The organism is Methylosinus sp. LW3, from assembly GCF_000527115.1.
In the GTDB taxonomy this organism is placed as follows: Bacteria; Pseudomonadota; Alphaproteobacteria; order Rhizobiales; family Beijerinckiaceae; genus Methylosinus.
Genome location: NZ_AZUO01000001.1, coordinates 1,885,340 through 1,903,851, shown reverse-complemented (window position 1 = coordinate 1,903,851; position 18,512 = coordinate 1,885,340). Strand labels below are relative to the sequence as shown.

Annotated in this window: 18 protein-coding genes and 1 tRNA gene; 13 read left to right on the top strand and 6 right to left on the bottom strand. The window is 65.0% G+C overall.

What is annotated here, in order from left to right; all coding sequences use genetic code 11:
• Positions 1 to 23 precede the first annotated feature (23 nt).
• From METLW3_RS0109655 to METLW3_RS0109645, 3 genes are read right to left on the bottom strand one after another with little or no spacing between them, the layout of a single operon-like run.
• Complete coding sequence (locus tag METLW3_RS0109655; RefSeq protein WP_024879719.1) at positions 24 to 941, bottom strand: DNA-binding response regulator; 918 nt, start codon at positions 939 to 941, stop codon at positions 24 to 26.
• The gene (locus METLW3_RS0109650) at positions 931 to 4,302 is read right to left on the bottom strand and encodes an ATP-binding protein (protein WP_024879718.1); all 3,372 of its coding nucleotides are present in this window, start codon (positions 4,300 to 4,302) and stop codon (positions 931 to 933) included. The genes METLW3_RS0109655 and METLW3_RS0109650 overlap by 11 nt, the downstream gene beginning before the upstream one ends.
• A 29-nt stretch (positions 4,303 to 4,331) precedes the next feature.
• Complete coding sequence (locus tag METLW3_RS0109645) at positions 4,332 to 4,673, bottom strand: hypothetical protein (RefSeq protein ID WP_024879717.1); 342 nt, start codon at positions 4,671 to 4,673, stop codon at positions 4,332 to 4,334.
• A gap of 176 nt (positions 4,674 to 4,849) precedes the next feature.
• Here METLW3_RS0109645 and METLW3_RS0109640 point away from each other — a divergent pair, with 176 nt between their 5' ends.
• From METLW3_RS0109640 to ureG, 13 genes are all read left to right on the top strand, one after another.
• Positions 4,850 to 6,043, top strand: coding sequence for a hypothetical protein (locus METLW3_RS0109640; RefSeq protein WP_024879716.1), 1,194 nt, complete (start codon positions 4,850 to 4,852; stop codon positions 6,041 to 6,043).
• A 36-nt stretch (positions 6,044 to 6,079) separates the two neighbouring features.
• Positions 6,080 to 7,354 carry an urea ABC transporter substrate-binding protein gene (urtA, locus tag METLW3_RS0109635; protein ID WP_024879715.1) on the top strand — a complete coding sequence of 425 codons (1,275 nt, stop codon included), beginning with the start codon at positions 6,080 to 6,082 and terminating at the stop codon, positions 7,352 to 7,354.
• A 70-nt stretch (positions 7,355 to 7,424) separates the two neighbouring features.
• Positions 7,425 to 8,996 (top strand): urea ABC transporter permease subunit UrtB, encoded by a 1,572-nt coding sequence (gene urtB / locus METLW3_RS0109630; RefSeq protein WP_024879714.1) that lies wholly within the window; start codon positions 7,425 to 7,427, stop codon positions 8,994 to 8,996.
• A 9-nt stretch (positions 8,997 to 9,005) separates the two neighbouring features.
• Positions 9,006 to 10,127 (top strand): urea ABC transporter permease subunit UrtC, encoded by a 1,122-nt coding sequence (gene urtC, locus METLW3_RS0109625; RefSeq protein ID WP_024879713.1) that lies wholly within the window; start codon positions 9,006 to 9,008, stop codon positions 10,125 to 10,127.
• Positions 10,124 to 10,885: an urea ABC transporter ATP-binding protein UrtD gene (urtD, locus tag METLW3_RS0109620; RefSeq protein WP_024879712.1), complete on the top strand. Its 762-nt coding sequence runs from the start codon at positions 10,124 to 10,126 to the stop codon at positions 10,883 to 10,885. Before urtC ends, urtD begins: the two co-directional genes overlap by 4 nt.
• A 4-nt stretch (positions 10,886 to 10,889) precedes the next feature.
• The gene (gene urtE / locus METLW3_RS0109615; protein WP_024879711.1) at positions 10,890 to 11,588 is read left to right on the top strand and encodes an urea ABC transporter ATP-binding subunit UrtE; all 699 of its coding nucleotides are present in this window, start codon (positions 10,890 to 10,892) and stop codon (positions 11,586 to 11,588) included.
• Positions 11,589 to 11,653: 65 nt separating this feature from the next.
• Positions 11,654 to 12,397, top strand: a complete 744-nt coding sequence (locus METLW3_RS0109610; protein WP_024879710.1) for an urease accessory protein UreD — start codon at positions 11,654 to 11,656, stop codon at positions 12,395 to 12,397.
• Positions 12,398 to 12,504: 107 nt separating this feature from the next.
• A complete protein-coding gene (locus METLW3_RS0109605) occupies positions 12,505 to 12,807 on the top strand; it encodes an urease subunit gamma (RefSeq protein ID WP_018265822.1) in 303 nt (100 codons plus the stop codon).
• On the top strand, positions 12,804 to 13,127 hold the full coding sequence (locus METLW3_RS0109600; RefSeq protein ID WP_024879709.1) for an urease subunit beta: 324 nt from the start codon (positions 12,804 to 12,806) through the stop codon (positions 13,125 to 13,127). Before METLW3_RS0109605 ends, METLW3_RS0109600 begins: the two co-directional genes overlap by 4 nt.
• On the top strand, positions 13,117 to 14,829 hold the full coding sequence (gene ureC / locus METLW3_RS0109595; RefSeq protein WP_024879708.1) for an urease subunit alpha: 1,713 nt from the start codon (positions 13,117 to 13,119) through the stop codon (positions 14,827 to 14,829). The genes METLW3_RS0109600 and ureC overlap by 11 nt, the downstream gene beginning before the upstream one ends.
• Positions 14,830 to 14,839: 10 nt before the next feature.
• The gene (locus METLW3_RS0109590; protein WP_024879707.1) at positions 14,840 to 15,328 is read left to right on the top strand and encodes an urease accessory protein UreE; all 489 of its coding nucleotides are present in this window, start codon (positions 14,840 to 14,842) and stop codon (positions 15,326 to 15,328) included.
• Positions 15,258 to 16,001: an urease accessory UreF family protein gene (locus tag METLW3_RS0109585; protein WP_245267274.1), complete on the top strand. Its 744-nt coding sequence runs from the start codon at positions 15,258 to 15,260 to the stop codon at positions 15,999 to 16,001. The genes METLW3_RS0109590 and METLW3_RS0109585 overlap by 71 nt, the downstream gene beginning before the upstream one ends.
• The gene (gene ureG, locus METLW3_RS0109580; protein WP_024879705.1) at positions 15,998 to 16,636 is read left to right on the top strand and encodes an urease accessory protein UreG; all 639 of its coding nucleotides are present in this window, start codon (positions 15,998 to 16,000) and stop codon (positions 16,634 to 16,636) included. The genes METLW3_RS0109585 and ureG overlap by 4 nt, the downstream gene beginning before the upstream one ends.
• Positions 16,637 to 16,648: 12 nt before the next feature.
• Here ureG and METLW3_RS26820 read toward each other — a convergent pair whose 3' ends face one another.
• From METLW3_RS26820 to METLW3_RS0109565, 3 genes are all read right to left on the bottom strand, one after another.
• Positions 16,649 to 17,776 carry a GGDEF domain-containing protein gene (locus tag METLW3_RS26820; RefSeq protein ID WP_064032347.1) on the bottom strand — a complete coding sequence of 376 codons (1,128 nt, stop codon included), beginning with the start codon at positions 17,774 to 17,776 and terminating at the stop codon, positions 16,649 to 16,651.
• Between the two features lie 109 nt (positions 17,777 to 17,885).
• Positions 17,886 to 17,960: transfer RNA gene (locus METLW3_RS0109570), tRNA-Gly, on the bottom strand.
• 62 nt (positions 17,961 to 18,022) lie between these two features.
• Positions 18,023 to 18,511: a hydrogenase maturation protease gene (locus METLW3_RS0109565; RefSeq protein WP_024879703.1), complete on the bottom strand. Its 489-nt coding sequence runs from the start codon at positions 18,509 to 18,511 to the stop codon at positions 18,023 to 18,025.
• Between the last annotated feature and the right edge of the window lies 1 nt (position 18,512).

The following is an 18,512-nucleotide window of genomic DNA, read 5'->3' as shown; positions in this document are numbered from 1 at the left end:
CGGCCGGAGCGTGTGTCGCCCCGTCAATCCGCCGCCAACGCCTTCAGCGTCTGCAGCGCCACGGAGGTCGCGGAGGAGCGGCTGTCGACGCCGAGCTTCACGAAAATGCGCTCCAAATGCTTATGCACCGTGCGCGGTGAGATGCAGAGAATCTCGGCGATGTCGTGATTCGACTTGCCGCGCGCGAGCCAGCTCAGCACCTCCGCCTCGCGCAGCGTCAGCGCGAATTTCTGGGCCAGAAACGCCTCGTCGCTGACGCTCTGCGGCTCGGTCAGGCGAAACAGCAGCTCGTCGCCGCCGATCTCGCAGAGAAAGGAGATGGCGACCGGCCCCGCCGCCGCGGAGGCATCATGGTCGCGGCGCTCGGCCGCTTCGCGCAGCAACGCCGCAAAAGCCTCCGGCGGCTGCGAGCGCAAGATCTCGAAGGGGCCGAGTCGCGCCGCGAGAAGATCGGCCGCCTGCGGCGTGCACCAGAGCAGGCGTCCGTCGCGATCGGTGGCCAGGAGATGGCGGCCCGTGGCGTCCAGCGCGACGCGTGCGCCAAAGGCGGCCTTGGCGTTGGAGACGTGAATGCGGATGCGGGCGACGAGCTCCTCTATGATGACTGGCTTCACCACATAATCGACGCCGCCGGCCTCGAGGCCCATGAGCACATGGCTCGTGTCCTTGAGCCCCGTGAGGAAGATCACCGGCAGATGTGCGAAGCGCGGATTCTGCTTTATGCGCCGGCAGGTCGCAAAACCGTCGAGGCCGGACATCACCGCGTCGAGCACGACGACATTCGGCGTCACGCGCTCGAGCAGAGCCAGCGCCGCCTCGCCATTGGTGGCGGCGAGCGCGGTGAAATCGGCGCGCTCCAGCGCCTCGACGAGCAGGCTCAGCTCGTCGCGATTGTCATCGACGACGAGCGCCGTGTCGCGTTGGCGCAGATCAGCCGACATGCTCGGCCTCCTGCGTCAATGCGGCCTCGAGCGTCTGCGCCAGCTCCTCGAATTCGAAATTCTGCGCCATGGCGCGCAATTGCGCGATCGCCGCGGAACGCTCCGGCGCAGCGGCCTCGATCTCGCGCAGCGCCGTCTCGATGCCGCGGCTATGGCCGACGCGGCAGAGCCGCAGCAGCTTCTCGACGCTCTCGCGCGGCAAAGCGAGCGCGGCGGGCGCGAAAGGCTCCTCGCGGGCGATCGAGCGCGCCGTCACATAGAACCAGTCGAGCCCGAGAAGATTGCCGATGCGGTCCAGCATTTCGGAAAATTCGATCGGCTTCACCAGAAAATCATCATGCGGCGAATCGGGGCCGCGACGCTCCATCAGCTCATGGGCGTTGGCCGAGACCATCATGATCGGCGTCTCCGGCCCGAGCGCGTCGCGCAATCGCCGCGCCGCTTCCCAGCCGTCCATGCCGGGCATTGCGATATCGAGCATGACGAGATCGGGATTGCGCTCGATGGCGAGCGCGACGCAATCGGAGCCATTGGAAGCCGTCAGCACGTCGAAGCCGAGCCCGCCCAGCGATTGGCGCATCACATCGATGTGCGTCGCCGTGTCGTCGGTGACGAGAATGGTCTTGCGCGCCCCGGCATAGCCGCGAATCTGTGGCGGCTTCTGCCCCTCCTCCGGCGAGGTCGCGGCGGTGAGATAGAGGCGCACGACAAAGCGGCTACCGCGACCGACCTCGCTCTCGACGCGCATCTCGCCGCCGATGATCTGCGTCAGCAGCTTGGTGATGGTGAGGCCGAGGCCGGTGCCGGGAATGGCGGAGACAGCCGCCATGCGGCCGCGCTCGAAGGGCGCGAAAATGCGCTGCATATCCTCCGGCATGATGCCGATCCCCGTGTCCTCGACGATGAACTCCGCAATGTCGTTGCGATAGGAGACCTTCAGCCCCGCATGGCCGCGCTCGGTGAATTTCACGGCGTTGGAGACGAGATTGATGAGGATTTGCCGCAGGCGCTTCCTGTCGGTGCGCACATAGCGCGGCAGATCGGGGCTGCGCTCATAGCGAAAGGCGACGCCCTTGGCCGCCGCCTGCAGGCGGAACATATCGACGAGCTGGTCCAGCGTCTCGTCGATGCGGAAAATATCGCGCGCGACATCGAGCGAGCCGGTCTCAATCTTGGCGACGTCCAGCAATCCGTCGATGAGATTGGTGATGTGCTCCGTGCTGCGGCGGATGACGCGCACCGCGTCCTGCGGACGATCGGTGGCGTCGCGCTCCAGCAATTGCGCATAGCCGTTGATGGCGTTGAGCGGCGTGCGAATCTCGTGATTGAGCCCCGCTATGAAGCGCGTCTTAGCGATATTGGCCGCCTCCGCCGCCTCCTTGGCGCGTTGCAGCTCGGCGTCGGTGCGCTCGTGAGCCGCGATCTCCTCGTGCAGAATCTCGGTCTGCCGGCGGGTCTCCTCCTCCGCGACGCGGCGGCTCTCCTGCGCGAGCACCAATGTCCAGGCGGCGACGCCCATGACGAGCAGCAGGCCGACGAAAACGATCTCCAGCGTCGTGCGAATGATCGGCCTCTGCACCGGGCCGACGACGGCGGCATATTGGAAATAGATCGCGCCGAGGATCGCCGCGCTCGTCACCGCGAGCAGACCGAGCACAACGAGAAATCGGCCAGCGCGCGTCGAGAAGAAGGGCAGCGAGAATCTCGGCAGAAGAGCGGAGAAGAGCGCGCGCGCCTGCGAGGCGAGCCGCGCCTCCGGCTTGCAGGCGTCCTTGCAGCGCATATCCAGCGAGCAGCAGAGCGAGCAGATCGCCGCGCCATAGGCCGGGCAGGACGCCATATCGCTGGGCTCGAACTCGTTCTCGCAGATCATGCAGCGCATGGGCTCGCGGAAGACAGCCTGCGGGCGCGCGATATAATAGCGCCCGCCGGTGGCGTAGGCGATGAGCGGCGCGAGCGAGAAGGCGACAATAAAGCCGACGATCGCCGAAAGCGGCTGCAGCGTGTCGCCGAGCAGGCCATAGAGCGCCGCCGTCGAGACGATGAGCGAGCCGAGCATCGCCCCACAGCCGACCGGATTGACGTCATAGAGATAGGCGCGGCGAAACTCGATCTGTGGCGGGCTCAATCCGAGCGGCTTGTCGACGACGAGATCTGCGGTCAGCGCGCCGATCCAGGCGACGGCGAAATTCGAGTAGAAGGTCAGAATGCTGTCTATGACATGGCTGACGCCGAATTCCATCAGCAATAGCGCCAGAGTGACATTGAACACCAGCCAGACGACGCGGCCGGGATGGTTGTGCGTGATGCGCGAGAAGAAGTTGGACCAGGCGATGGAGCCGGCATAGGCGTTGGTGACATTGATCTTCGTCTGACAGACGACGACGAAGAGACCGGTGAGCGCCAGCGCGAGGCCGGGCGAATGAACGAGGCTCGAGAAGGCGAGATAATAAATCTCGCTCGGCTGCGCCGCCCGCTCGGCCGGAACGCCGAGCGACAATGCCTGATAGGCGAGAAAGGAGCCGGCGGCGAGCTTGGCGACGCCGATCAATATCCAGCCCGGCCCGGCCGCGAAGAGCGCGAAACGCCAGCTGCGCGCGCCGATGCGCGCCGTCGTCGGCAGAAAGCGCAGATAATCGACCTGCTCGCCGATTTGCGGCAGCAGCGACAGCAGGATCGAGGCGGAAAGCCCGAAGAGCTTCAGATCGAAAGAGCCGTTCAGCGCGCCCGAAGCGCCGGCGAACGACATCCAGCCGGAGACGGCCGGCCCACCGACGGCGATGAGATAGACGAGCGGCGCGGTCTGCAGCACGAGCCAGATCGGCTGCGTCCATAGCTGATAGCGGCTGATGAAGCGAATGCCCAGCGCTGCAATGGGCAATATCGCGAGCGAAGAAATAGCGTAAGCGAGGCCGAGCGGCACGCCGAGGCACATTTGCAGCGCATCGGCCATGATCGTCGCCTCTATGGCGAAGAGGATGAAGGTGAAGCAGGCGTAGATCAGCGAGGTGACGGTGGAGCCGATGTAGCCGAAGCCGGCGCCGCGCGTCAGCAGATCCATGTCGACGCCATATTTGGCCGCGTAATGGCCGATCGGCAGGCTGGCGAGAAAGATCAGCGCGCCGACGGCGAGGATCGCCGCCATGGCGTTGGTGAAGCCGAACATCAGCGTCACGCCGCCGCCCAGCGCCTCGCAGGCGAGAAAGGAAATCGCCCCGAGCGCTGTGTTGGCGACGCGCCAAGGCGTGAAGCGGCGCGCCGCTTCCGCCGTGTAGCGCAGCGAATAATCCTCGAGCGTCTGGTCCGCGACGAACTTGTTATAGGTCCGACGGACCGGGAAAATTCGCTGCTGCTCGCGCATGCTCTCTTTACGTTGGGGCGTCGCCCGCGTCAGACCGGCCGAGGCTCGCCCGCCGGTCGCCAGCCCTGCGCCTCGAGACAGTCTAGCATGGGCTTGGTCAGGATCGTCGTCGAAGGCGGCGGCGACACCAGCGTCGGCCGCTCGGCCTCGCCGAGCTTCTTGACGCAGGCGTCTGTGGCTTTCTTCAGGCCGCCCATATCGCCGCCGATGTTCCACCACATGTCCACGGCGTAGCGTGGCGCGGCGACCGAAGCGGCCGGCTTCGTCCCCTTATGGCTCTTCGACGATGCGTTCGCCTGCCCCACCGCAAAGACGAGCGCGAGCGTTCCCGCAGTCAATCCGAAAATATCCAGTGCCGTCGATCTGCGCATGCGCGTCTCTCCCCCAGCGCCGACGAATCTGCGTCGGCTCTCATGCCCTATTCGACGAAAAGGCGCGAACGGAGCAATACGCATTTCAGCGTATTCCTACCTAGGGGCTCGCACGACTAGTCCTTGACGTGACGAAACCGGCGCGAATCGCCGGGGGGACGACACGAGGGGGACAGATGAACCAATCCCACGAAGCACTTGCGGCGCAAGAAACAACGCGCCGTCGGTCCAAGCTCGCGGCCAAGGCCGCGCCGGCGCTCGCCTTGGCGGTCTGCTGCCTGATTGGGGATCAGGCGGCGCAGGCCCGTGTGGTGGTTCCGTTCGGCGACGATCAATGGGTCAGCGTCGGATTCGGCCTGCGTCCCTTCTTCAGCGACGTCACGCGCAATCACACGCCCGGGACCAATCCCGATCGCGTCGACCTCGAGAGCTTCCGCATCTTCTCCTCGGCGTCCTTCAATCAATATCTGAAGGCGACCTTCAACACGGAAGTCTCCAGCAACAATACGATTCAGGTGCTCGACGGCTATGGCCAGTTCGAGCCGCTGGACGAGATCAACGTCTGGGGCGGCCGCATGCTGCCGCCGAGCGACCGCGCCAATCTCGACGGTCCCTATTATCTGCTCGGCTGGTCTTATCCCGGCGTCGTCTCGCGCTATCCCGGCAAGGTCTCCGGCCGCATGGACGGCGGCACGGTCTGGGGCAAGCTGTTCGAAAAGCGCCTCACCTATTCATTCGGCGTCTATGACGGCCACAATCAAATCATCGGCGCGTCGAACCAATCCGGCAATCCGCTGTTCGCCGGCCGCCTCAATCTCAATCTGCTCGATCCCGATCCCGATCCCGCCTATTACACCAGCAGCACCTATTTCGGCGGCGCAGATGTGCTGGCGATCGGCGTCGCGGCGCAATATCAGCAGGACGGCGTCGGCAATCAGCTGCAGCGCGCCGACTTCACCGCCTGGAACGTCGACGTTCTCTTCGAGAAGAAGCTCGGCGAATTCGGCGCCGCGACCTTCGAGGGCGCCTATTACCGCTATTACACCCATGGCGTGAACGACGTCGCCACCAATTTCAACAACGCCCGCTCGACCGATCTCGTCGGCGGCATACGGCCCGGCGAAGCCTATATGGTCGGCGCCGGCTATCTCATTCCTTACGTGATCGGATGGGGCCGTTTCCAGCCTTACTTCCGCTATCAATCCTTCCGCGACACGCTCGCCGCGACATGGGAGCGCCAATACGACATGGGCGTCTCCTATGTGATCGACGGACACAATCTGCGCATCACGGCCAATTACGCGATCAACCAATTCACCGCGCGCAAGGACATCGACAAGTTCATCCTCGGCGTTCAGATCCAATTCTGAGCGCGGCGCGACCTATCCGACCTGGGAGAGAGACGAATGAAACGTAGAGTTATGGTGAAGAGTCTCGGCATGCTCGCCGCAGGCGCGTTGCTCGCGTCGACCGCGCTCGTTCCGGCGCACGCGGAGGAAAAGGGGCCGATCAAGGTCGGCATTCTGCATTCTCTCTCCGGCACCATGGCCATCAGCGAGACCGTGCTGAAGGACACGGCGCTGATGGCGATCGAGGAGATCAACGCCAAGGGCGGCGTGCTCGGGCGCAAGCTCGAGCCCGTCGTCATCGATCCCGCCTCCAACTGGCCGCTCTTCGCCGAAAAAGCGCGCCAGCTGCTCGCCACCGACAAGGTCGCCGTCGTCTTCGGCTGCTGGACCTCGGTGTCGCGCAAATCCGTGCTGCCGGTGTTCAAGGAGCTGAACGGCCTCTTGTTCTATCCGGTGCAATATGAGGGCGAGGAGCTTGAGAAGAACGTCTTCTACACGGGCGCGGCGCCGAACCAGCAGGCCATTCCCGCCGTCGAATATCTGATGAGCAAGGCCGGCGGCGGCGCCAAGCGCTTCGTGCTGCTCGGCACCGATTACGTCTATCCGCGCACGACCAATAAGATCCTGCGCGCCTTCCTCCATTCCAAGGGCGTCGCCGACGCCGACATAATGGAGGAATACACGCCCTTCGGTCATAGCGATTATCAGACCATCGTCGCCAACATCAAGAAATTCGCCTCCGGCGGCAAGACGGCGGTCGTCTCGACGATCAATGGCGACTCCAACGTGCCCTTCTACAAGGAGCTGGGCAATGCCGGGCTCAAGGCGACGGAAGTTCCGGTCGTCGCCTTCTCGGTCGGCGAGGAGGAGCTGCGCGGCGTCGACGCCAAGCCGCTCGTCGGCCATCTGGCGGCGTGGAATTACTTCATGTCGCTGAAGAACCCCGCCAATACGGAGTTCAAGAAGAAATGGGCCGCCTACGCCAAGGCGCATGGCGTCGCCAACGCCGACAAGCCGCTGACCAATGATCCGATGGAGGCAACTTACATCGGCGTCAATCTCTGGAAGCAGGCGGTCGAGAAGGCCAAGACCACCGATGTCGACAAGGTGATCGCCGCCGTCGGCGGTCAGAAGCTCGAGGCGCCGTCGGGCTTCACCGCCGAGATGGATGCGAAGAACCACCATCTCCACAAGCCGGTGTTCATCGGCGAAGTGAAGGCGGACGGCCAGTTCAATGTCGTGTGGAAGACGCCCGGCCCCGTGCGCGCGCAGCCCTGGAGCCCCTTCATTCCCGGCAATGACAAGAAAAAGGACGAGCCGGACACGCATTGACGAGACTGGCGGGCGGCCCGGCGATCGGGCCGCCCGATGCGGCTTTGAAATGGAGCGTTGAAACTTGCGTATGCTCAGACTGATCGTCGGCCTGCTGCTGGCTATGTCCGTCGCGCCGGCCATGGCGCTCGACCGCGAGACGATCGCCCAGCTGACCGGCGGCGATCCCGACGAGCAGCATAGAGCGCTGGGCGCCGCCGCCGCGCGCGGCGATCTCTCCGCCATCCCTTTTCTACGCGATCTCCTCGCCGACCGCGTTAAGCTCGCCGGCGACAAGGCGTTCATCGTCGATGGCGACAAGGTCGTGGACGCGCTGGAACGCACGCCTGCCGAGCTTCCCGCCGACGCCGAGGACGCCTCGACCAGCAATAGCCTGCGTCTCGCGATCGAGGAGACGATCGCGCTGATCGAGCTTGCTTCGCCCGATCGCGCCGCCCGGCTCGAAGCGGTGAAGCGGCTGCAGAGCGCCGAGCTCGACGAGAGCCGCGTCGCCTTGCTGGCGAAAGCCGAGCAGAAGGAGCGCGACGCCAGCGTCCGCGACGTGCTGCGCCAGATGCGCGCGCTCGGCGAGCTGCAGAGCGCCGATCGCGTGCAGCGCCTCTCCGCCGCGCAGGCGCTGCGCACCACCATATCCGGCCGCGTCCGCGAGGCGTTGAAGACGCGCCTCGCCACCGAGGACGACGGCGAAGTGCGCGTCGCGCTGACGCGCTCGCTGCGCAATGTCGAATCGAGCCTCGCCATCGGCGAGAATCTCGGCGTCGTCTTCTCGGGGCTGAGCCTCGGCAGCATATTGCTGCTCGCCGCGCTCGGCCTCGCCATCACTTACGGGCTGATGGGCGTCATCAACATGGCGCATGGCGAGATGATGATGATCGGCGCCTATGCGACCTATATCGTTCAAAATCTCTTCCGCGCGCATCTGCCCGATCATTTCCAATGGTATCTCGCCGCCGCCGCGCCGGTCGCCTTCCTCGTCGCCGCTCTCGTCGGCGTCGCCATAGAGCGCACGGTGATCCGCTTTCTCTATGGCCGCGCGCTGGAGACGCTGCTCGCCACCTGGGGCGTCAGCCTCATATTGATGCAGGCGGTGCGCAGCCTGTTCGGCGCGCAGAATGTGCAGGTGGAGAACCCCGCCTGGATGTCCGGCCGTGTCTTCGTCACCGACAATCTCGAGCTTCCCTATAATCGCATCGTCATACTGATCTTCTCGGTCGGCGTGCTGCTGCTCGTCTCCTTCCTGCTGGCGCGAACGCGCCTCGGCCTCTTCGTGCGCGCCGTCACGCAGAACCGCGGCATGGCGCGCTGCGTCGGCGTCGATTCCTCGCGCATCGACACAATGGCATTCGCGCTCGGCTCCGGGCTCGCCGGCCTCGCGGGCGTCGCGCTATCGCAAGTCGGCAATGTGGGGCCGGATCTCGGCCAACACTATATCGTCGACAGCTTCATGGTGGTGGTGCTCGGCGGCGTCGGCCAGCTCGCGGGCGCCGTCTATGCCGCGCTCGGATTGGGCGTCGCCGGCAAGATCCTCGAGAATATGGCGGGCGCCGTGCTCGCGGAGATCGCACTGCTGATCTTCATCGTCGTCTTCATACAAAAGCGTCCGCAGGGCCTGTTCGCGCTCGGCGGCCGGCAGGCCGATTGAGTTAGCAACATGCTCTACATCCCCCCTGCCCCATCACTCGCCACGCGGCTGTTCGGCTTGCGCGGCTGGCTCGCCTTCCTTGCCGCGGCGCTGACGATATTCATCGCCGCGCCGCTCGCCAATCTCGTCGCGCCGGAGGGCTCCTTCCTCCACCTCTCCGACGCCTCGGTCGCGCTCATCGGCAAGCTCTTCTGCTACGCCATGCTGGCGCTCGCCATGGATCTCGTCTGGGGCTATGCCGGAATTCTCAGCCTCGGCCATGGCATATTCTTCGCGCTGGGCGGCTACGCCTTCGGCATGTATCTGATGCGCCAGATCGGCCGAGACGGCAGCTATCATTCCGATCTGCCGGACTTCATGGTCTTCCTCGATTGGAAAGCCCATCCCTGGTTCTGGAGCTTCACCGATCATTTCGCCTATTCCGCCGCGCTCGCCATTCTCGCGCCGGCGACGCTCGCCTTCGTCTTCGGCTATTTCGCCTTTCGCTCGCGCATCAAAGGCGTCTATTTCTCCATCATCACCCAGGCGCTCACCTATGCGATGATGCTGCTGTTCTTCCGCAACGAGACCGGCTTCGGCGGCAATAACGGCTTCACCGATTTCAAGCGCATATTGGACTATCCGCTGGCGACGCCGGGAATGCGCATGATCCTCTTCACGCTGACCGGGGCCTTTCTTCTCGCGCTCATTCTCGTCTCGCGCTTTCTCGTCTCCAGCAAATTCGGCCGCGTGCTCACGGCGATCCGCGAGGCGGAGAGCCGCGTGATGTTCTGCGGCTATGACACGCTCTCCTACAAGCTCGCGATCTGGACCTTCTCGGCCGCGATCTGCGGACTGGCCGGCGCGCTCTATGTGCCGCAGGTCGGCATCATCAATCCCAGCGAAATGTCGCCGGCCGCCTCGATCGAGATCGCCATATGGGCGGCGGTCGGCGGCCGCGGCACGCTGATCGGTCCGCTCATCGGCGCCTTTCTCGTCAATGGCGCGAAGAGCTTCTTCACCGCCGCCATTCCCGAATATTGGCTGTTCTTCTTAGGGCTCCTCTTCGTGCTCGTCACTCTGCTGCTGCCCAAGGGCGTCATCGGCCTCTTCGACACGCTGGCCTCCTTCCGCAAGGAGCGCGCGCGATGATCGGCGAGCCGGATATCTCCAGCGGCGTCGCGCTCTATCTCGACGATGTGCAGGTCACTTTCGACGGCTTCCGCGCGCTGCGCGGCCTCTCTCTGTCGATCGACACGGGCGAGCTGCGTTGCATCATCGGCCCCAATGGCGCCGGCAAGACGACGATGATGGACGTCATCACCGGCAAGACGCGGCCAGATGTGGGAACCGTCTATTTCGGCCGCACGCTCGATCTCACCAAGATGAACGAGCCGCAGATCGCCGCCGCCGGCATCGGCCGCAAGTTCCAGAAGCCGACCGTGTTCGAGCATTTGACCGTGTTCGAGAATCTCGAGCTCGCGATAAAGGCCGACAAGAGCGTGCACGCCTCGCTGTTTCGTCGCCTCACCGGGGAGCAGATCGACCGCGTCAGTGAATTGCTGGAGACGGTGGAGCTCGCCGACAAGGCCAAAGAGCGCGCCGGCCTGCTCTCGCATGGGCAAAAGCAATGGCTGGAGATCGGCATGCTGCTCGCGCAGCGCCCGCTGCTGCTGCTGCTCGACGAGCCGGTCGCCGGCATGACCGATCACGAGACGAAGCGCACGGCCGAGCTGCTGCTGTCGCTCGCGGGCAAACATTCGATCATGGTCGTGGAGCACGATATGGAGTTCGTCGGCGCCATAGCGCGCAAGGTGACGGTGCTACATGAAGGCGCCGTGCTCGCAGAAGGCCCGCTCAGCGAGGTGCAGAGCGACGAGCGCGTCATCGAAGTCTATCTGGGGCGCTAGGACCATGCTCGAAATCAGCGGCCTGCATCAATATTACGGCAGCAGCCATATTCTGCGCGATGTCTCCTTCACCGCGCCCAAAGGCGCCTGCACCGTGCTGCTCGGGCGCAATGGCGTCGGCAAGACGACGCTGCTGCGCAGCATAATGGGCGTCACGCCGATCCGCAGCGGCGCCATAAGATTCGATGGCGAGGATATCTCGACGCTCTCCCCCAATCAGCGCGCCGTGCGCGGCGTCGCCTATGTGCCGCAGGGCCGCGAGATTTTCTCCCGTCTCACAGTGGAAGAAAATCTGCTGATGGGCATGGCGGTGAAGCCCGCCCGCAAAGCCTCTATTGTGCCGAGCGAAATCTATGAGATGTTCCCGGTGCTGAAGGAGATGCTACGCCGCCGCGGCGGCGATCTCTCCGGCGGCCAGCAGCAGCAGCTCGCCATCGCCCGCGCGCTGGTTTCCGATCCCAAGCTCATCATTCTCGACGAGCCGACGGAAGGCATCCAGCCCTCCATCATCAAGCTCATCGGCGAGGTGATAAAGGGCTTGAGCAAGCGCGGCGATCTCGCCATTCTGCTCGTCGAGCAATATTATGACTTCGGCCGCGAGCTGGCGGATCATTACTTGGTCATGTCGCGCGGGCAGATCGTCAAGCGAGGCCTCGGAGCAGATATGGACAAGGACAATATCAGGGATTTCGTGGCGTTGTGAACGGTCCTCAACGCGCGAGGGGCCGAATAGAATTGCGCTATGCGCAAGTTCAGGGAGCGAGCCGGTTGCGACATCTGGCGCAGGAGGCGCCGCTCAGGGCGCTGTTTCCCGCCGTCGAGTCTCATGAGGCGCCCGAGGCGGCGATCGTCAACACCGGCGGCGGAGTCGTCGGCGGCGATCACTATGCGCTGGACATAGAGGTCGAGGCCGACGCGGCGCTGACGATCACCACGCCAGCGGCCGAGAAAATCTATCGCTCCGCCGGCGAGGACGCCGAGATCGTCACGCATCTTCGTTGCGGCGCGGATGCGCGGCTCGAATGGCTGCCGCAGGAGACCATCCTCTTCGACGGCGCGCGGCTGCGCCGACGCATCGACATAGAGCTCGCGCCGAGCGCGCGATTTCTCGGCGTCGAAACCATTCTCTTCGGCCGCCGCGCGAGCGGCGAATGGCTGAGCCATGGCGCCTTGCGCGACGCCTGGATGCTGCGCATCGACGGCAAGCTGGTCTGGGCCGACGCCATCGGCCTCGAGGGTGATATCGCCGCGCATCGTGACGCGCCTTTCGGAATTGGAGACGCCGCGGGCTATGCGACGATCGTCGTCGCCGCGCCGATGGTCGCAGATTTGTTGCCGCTGGCGCGCGATTGCGCGGCCGGCGCCGCGAGCCTCGTCAATGGAGTCCTGCTGCTGCGCTTCCTCGAGGATGATGCGTCGCGGCTGCGCCTCATGCTCGTCGAGGCGCTGGCGGCTCTACGGCCGCTCGCGACGGGCGGGCGAGGCGGCGCGCCGCGTCTGTGGATGAATTGAATAGCTGCGCCGGGGGTGCGAGCCTGAAGGCTCGCGGTCCGGGCGCGGGTCCTTGGACCGCGAGCCTTCAGACTCGCTCTTTAGATAAGCAAGTGGGAGGACGCGGAATGCATCTGACGCCGCGCGAAAAAGACAAGCTGCTCGTCGCCGTGGCGGCGATGGTGGCGCGCCGGCGCCTCGAGCGCGGCGCCAAGCTCAACTATCCGGAGGCGGTCGCGCTCATCACCGATTTCGTCGTCGAAGGCGCGCGCGACGGACGTTCGGTGGCGGAGCTGCGCACGCAGGGCGCGAGCGTGCTGACGCGCGAGCAGGTAATGGAGGGAGTGGCCGAGATGATCGAGGCGGTGCAGGTCGAGGCGACCTTCCCGGATGGCGTGAAGCTCGTCACCGTTCACGAGCCGATCCGATGATACCGGGCGAGATCATTCCCGCCGAGGGCGAGATCACCCTCAACGAAGGCCGCGCCACCATTTCGCTCGCCGTCGCCAACACGGGCGATCGGCCGATTCAGGTCGGCTCGCATTATCATTTCGGCGAGACCAATAGCGCGCTGCAATTCGATCGCGCCAAGGCGCGCGGCATGCGGCTCGACATTCCCGCCGGCTCGGCCGTGCGCTTCGAGCCGGGACAGACGCGCATCGTCACGCTCGTTCCTTATGCCGGAGAGCGCGCGGTCTATGGATTCAATGGCGCGGTGATGGGACCTCTGGGGGCGCGAGATGGCGAATAAGATTTCTCGGCGCGCCTATGCCGGAATGTTCGGACCGACGGTCGGCGACCGCATTCGCCTCGCCGATACGGAGCTGCTGATCGAGATCGAGCGCGACTGCACCATCTATGGCGAAGAGGTGAAATTCGGCGGCGGCAAGGTCATTCGCGACGGCATGGGCCAGAGTCAACGCTCCAATGCGGAAGGCGCTGCCGACACCGTCATCACCAACGCCGTGATCCTCGATCATTGGGGAATCGTCAAAGCCGATATCGGCATCGTCAATGGGCGCATCGCACGCATCGGCAAGGCGGGAAATCCCGATGTTCAGCCCGGCGTCGATATCATCATCGGACCGGGCACGGAGATCATCGCCGGCGAAGGCCGCATCGTCACCGCCGGCGGCATAGACACGCATATTCATTTCATCTGCCCGCAGCAATGCGAGGAGGCGCTGGCGAGCGGCGTCACCACAATGCTCGGCGGCGGCACAGGCCCGGCCGAAGGGACGAAGGCGACGACGTGCACGCCCGGCCCCTGGCATTTGAAGCGCATGCTGCAGGCGGCGGAAGGATTGCCGGTCAATCTCGGATTCTTCGGCAAGGGCAACGCCAGCCAGAAGCGCGCGCTGGTCGAGATGATCGAGGCCGGCGCGATCGGCCTCAAGCTGCATGAGGATTGGGGCTCGAGCCCGGCGGCGATCGATTGCGCGCTGACCGTCGCCGACGAATATGACGTGCAGGTCACGCTGCACAGCGACACGCTGAACGAGAGCGGCTTCGTCGAGGCGACGATCGCCGCCTTCAAGGGCCGCACCATTCACGCCTTTCATACGGAAGGCGCCGGCGGCGGCCATGCGCCGGACATCATCAAAGTGGCGGGCGAGCCCAATGTGCTCCCCTCCTCCACCAATCCGACGCGCCCGTACACGATCAACACGCTCGACGAGCATCTCGACATGCTGCTCGTCTGCCATCATCTCGACCCGAAGATTCCAGAGGACATCGCCTTCGCCGAGAGCCGCATTCGCAAGGAGACGATCGCGGCGGAGGATATTCTCCACGACCTCGGCGCGCTGTCGATGTATTCCTCCGACAGCCAGGCGATGGGCCGCGTCGGCGAGGTGATCATTCGCTGCTGGCAGACGGCGGATAAAATGCGCCGACAGCGCGGCAAGCTCGCCGGCGACGGCGCCGGCAACGATAATTTCCGCGCCCGCCGCTATGTGGCGAAATATACGATCAACCCCGCCATAGCGCATGGGATCGCCGATCTCGTCGGCTCGATCGAGCCGGGCAAGCTCGCCGATCTCGTGCTGTGGTCGCCGGCTTTCTTCGGCGTTAAGCCGGATCTCATATTGAAGGGCGGCAGCATTGCGATGGCGGCGATGGGCGATCCCAACGCCTCCATACCGACGCCGCAGCCCGTGCATTATCGGTCGATGTTCGCGGGCTTCGGCCGCAGCCTCACGCAGAGCTGCGTCACCTTCGTCAGCCGCGCCGCGCGGGAGGCGTCTGTCGCGCAGAAATATGGGCTCGAGCGGCCGCTGCATGTCGTGACCAACACGCGCGGCGGGATTTCCAAGCGCAGCATGATCCTCAATGACGCGACGCCGAAGATCGAGGTCGACGCCCAGACTTACGAAGTGCGGGCCGATGGCGAGCTGCTGACCTGCGAGCCGGCCACCGTGCTGCCAATGGCGCAGCGCTATTTCCTGTTTTGAGAGGGCGAAGATGCGTGCGGCGCATAGGCTTCCCGCGGGAAGCTGGGACAAAGGGCGAGAGCGCGGGACGGCGACGCTGGATTGGGACGAGCGCCATCGTCGGCGCCGCAGCCTGATCAGCGATCAGGGCGAGGCGTTCCTGCTCGATCTCGCCGAAGCCGCGCGGCTCGGCGAGGGCGACGGGCTCGCGCTCGAGGACGGCTCGGTAATCCGCGTCGTCGCAAAACCGGAGCCGGTTCTGGTGATAGAAGCGGGAACGGCGGGCCTGCCACGCCTCGCCTATCATCTCGGCAATCGCCATCTCGCCATTCAGATTTTTCCCGATCGACTCGTCATTCGAGACGATTCCGTCATCGCCGACATGGTCGAAGGATTGGGCGGGATCGTCACGCGGCGCGATCTGCCGTTCGATCCGGAGAATGGCGCCTATGGCGGCCATTCATCGCATAGTCACGATCATCATCACGCGCACGGTCATCATGACCACGGACATGGTTGAGCCACGCGACTGGCTGCTGTCGCTGCTGACATTCATGTCGCCGGCCTATCCCGTCGGCGGCTTCGCCTTCAGCCACGGATTGGAGTGGGCCGTGGAAACGGGCGACGTCAGCGACCGCGGCGGCCTCCAAGCCTATATCGGCGCAGCGCTGGAAAAGGGCGGCGGCTGGTGTGATCTCGTCTTTCTCGCCGCCGCTTGGCGCGCCGCCCGCGCCAATGACGTGGATGGGCTAGACGTGACAGCCGATCTTGCCGCCGCCTGGCGCTCGAGCGCGGAGACTGCGCTGGAGTCGCGCCATCAGGGCGCGGCCTTCGCGCGCGCGACATGCGCCGCTTTTCCTGGTTCGCCGCTCGACGCGCTCGCCGCGCGGCGCGCCGGCGAGATCGCCTTTCCCGTCGCTGTCGGCGCAGCGGCCGTGAACGCGCCGCTCGACGCCGCTCTATGCGCCTTTGCTCACGCCTTCGCCGCCAATCTCGTCTCGGCCGGCGTGCGGCTCATTCCGCTCGGCCAGACCGATGGGCTGCTGGCGCTCGCCGCGCTCACGCCCATCATCATGCGCGCCGCGCGCGCCGCCGAGACGACGCCGCTCGACACGCTCACTACCTCCGCCCTGCGCATAGACATCGCGTCCATGCGCCATGAAACGCAATATACGAGGCTGTTCCGCTCATGACCGCGCCCCATTCTCCTCACGGTCCGCTGCGCGTCGGCGTCGGCGGCCCGGTCGGCTCCGGCAAGACGGCGCTGATGGACCGGCTGTGCAAAGCGCTGCGCGACAAATATCGCCTCGCCGCCATCACCAATGACATTTACACGAAAGAGGACGCGGAATTCCTCACCCGCTCCGGCGCGCTCGCGCCCGAGCGCATCATCGGCGTCGAGACGGGCGGTTGCCCGCATACGGCGATCCGCGAGGACGCTTCCGCCAATTTGGCCGCCGTCGCCGAGATGAACCGCAAATTCCCCGATCTCGATCTCATCCTCATCGAGAGCGGCGGCGACAATCTCGCCGCCACTTTCAGCCCCGAGCTCGCCGATATCACCATCTATGTCATCGACGTCTCGGCCGGCGACAAGATTCCGCGCAAAGGCGGCCCCGGCATCACGCGCTCGGACCTTCTCGTCATCAACAAGATCGACCTCGCGCCTCTGGTCGGCGCCTCGCTCGAGGTGATGGATCGCGACGCCCGCCGAATGCGCGGCGGCCGGCCCTTCGTTTTCGCCAATCTGAAGGAGAATATCGGGCTCGATACAATCGCCGGCTTTATCGAGCGCATGGGCGGACTTACCCGCGCCGAGGCGCGCTGAGGCCGCTCGATCTCACGCCTGCGCCACGAAGACCTGATTGCGGCCGCCGGATTTCGCGGCGTAGAGCGCCTTGTCGGCGGCCTCCTTCAGCGCGGAGAGATCGCTCGTCTCCTGGTCGGAAAGCGCGATGCCGACGCTGACGGATGACAATCCGTCGCCGAGCGCCGCCGCCGCGGAAACATAGGCCGAACGAATGCGTTCGGCCACGGCGACCGCCCGCGCGCTATCGACCCGCGTCAGCAGCAGCGCGAATTCATCGCCGCCGATGCGCGCCAGAAAATCCTCGTTGCGAATGCTCTTGGCCGCCACTTCGCCGAAAGTGGTCAGCGCGCGGTCGCCCATCGAATGGCCGAAGCTGTCATTGATCGCCTTCAGCCGATCGAGATCGAAGATGAGCAGCGCCGAATCGCCCTGGCCGCGCGAGCTGCGGATCACCGCATCGGCATTATGATCGAAGCTGCGCCGATTGGAGAGGCCGGTCAGCGGATCGGTCGCCGCCATGAATTTTTGCCGCGCGACGGCCCGCTCCTTGGTCACGGCCAGCAGAGCAAAGCCCATCAGCAGACCATAGCTCACGGATTCCAGCGCGACGGAGACGACGAAGGGCTTCGGATCGAAAGGAGCGCCGCGCGCCATCAGCATGACGACGATGACCGCGACCACCGCCCCGAAGCAGGCATGCGCGGCGGCGAGCGCGATCGTCGCCTGCTGCGTGCGCGTCCTGTGCCGACGCACCGAGGAGAATTCGTCGGCGAGCAGAAAAGCATAGACCGCCGATATAGCGCAGCGGTCGACGATACGGACCGAATCGACGCTCAGGGAGAAGAAGAGCAGCCAGATCGCGCCGCCGGCGAGCGCCAGACGCATGTCCACGGGACGGCCGATGAAAACCCGCGACCCGCCCCAGACGAGGCCGACGCCCCACAGAGTGAGCGCATTGCCGAGGCCGATCGCGAGCAGCGGATAGGATTCACGCAGGGACAGCAGAGCGACGCCCAGGCTGATCGTGAGCTGCGCCGCGCACCACCAGCGATATTCCACCGCCTCGGGATCCTCGCGCCAGACGAGATAGAGAAAGGCGCCGAGAACCGCGAATACGGCAGAATTCATCAGCAGCAAGGTCGGGAGACAATCCGCCATAGTCACACGATCCGGATGAGACTTTCCGACCGGCTCCGCCATGCGAATGGAAAACGCATATGAGCGAGGCGGCCGAAAAGCGAGCGCTGTTGAAACAGACTGCGCAAAATGGAGCGGGCGATGGGAATCGAACCCACGACATACAGCTTGGGAAGCTGTCGTTCTACCACTGAACTACGCCCGCGTACCGCCTGAAGACAGTTATTCCTATAGGGTTTTTCTGCTCTGTGGGCAAGGTCGGACAATTTATCCCGCGGTGAAAAAAGAAGCGCCGTCCGAGCGCTCTTTCGCCGCGAACTCGGCGAGAATCCGCGCCGCCGCCGCTGAGGCGCCGGCCTGCGCCGCCGCCGATAGGGGCGCGCCCGGAGCGAAGCCCTCGCCCTCGATCGTGAACAGAACGCAAACAGGCGGAAGCGCGCCGAGCGCGCGCGCGAGGCCGATCGCCTCGGCGAGGCCGAAGCCATGGCTCGACCAGCCGAGATCGAGCGGCAACGGCGCCCCCTCCCCGCCGAGGTCGAAGCGCCGCACCGTGCCGGCCGGCGCGCCGGAAACGGCTGCATCGACAATGATCGCCTCCCCGGCGCGTTCCAGCGCCTCGAGAATGGCGCTCGCCTCGCCGCGGCATTCGACGATATCGAGCGCAGCCGATTCCCGCAGCAGCGCGCCGACGCGGGGGCCGGCGCCGTCGTCGCCGCGATCCGGATTGCCGACGCACAGAAGGATGCGACGCCGCATC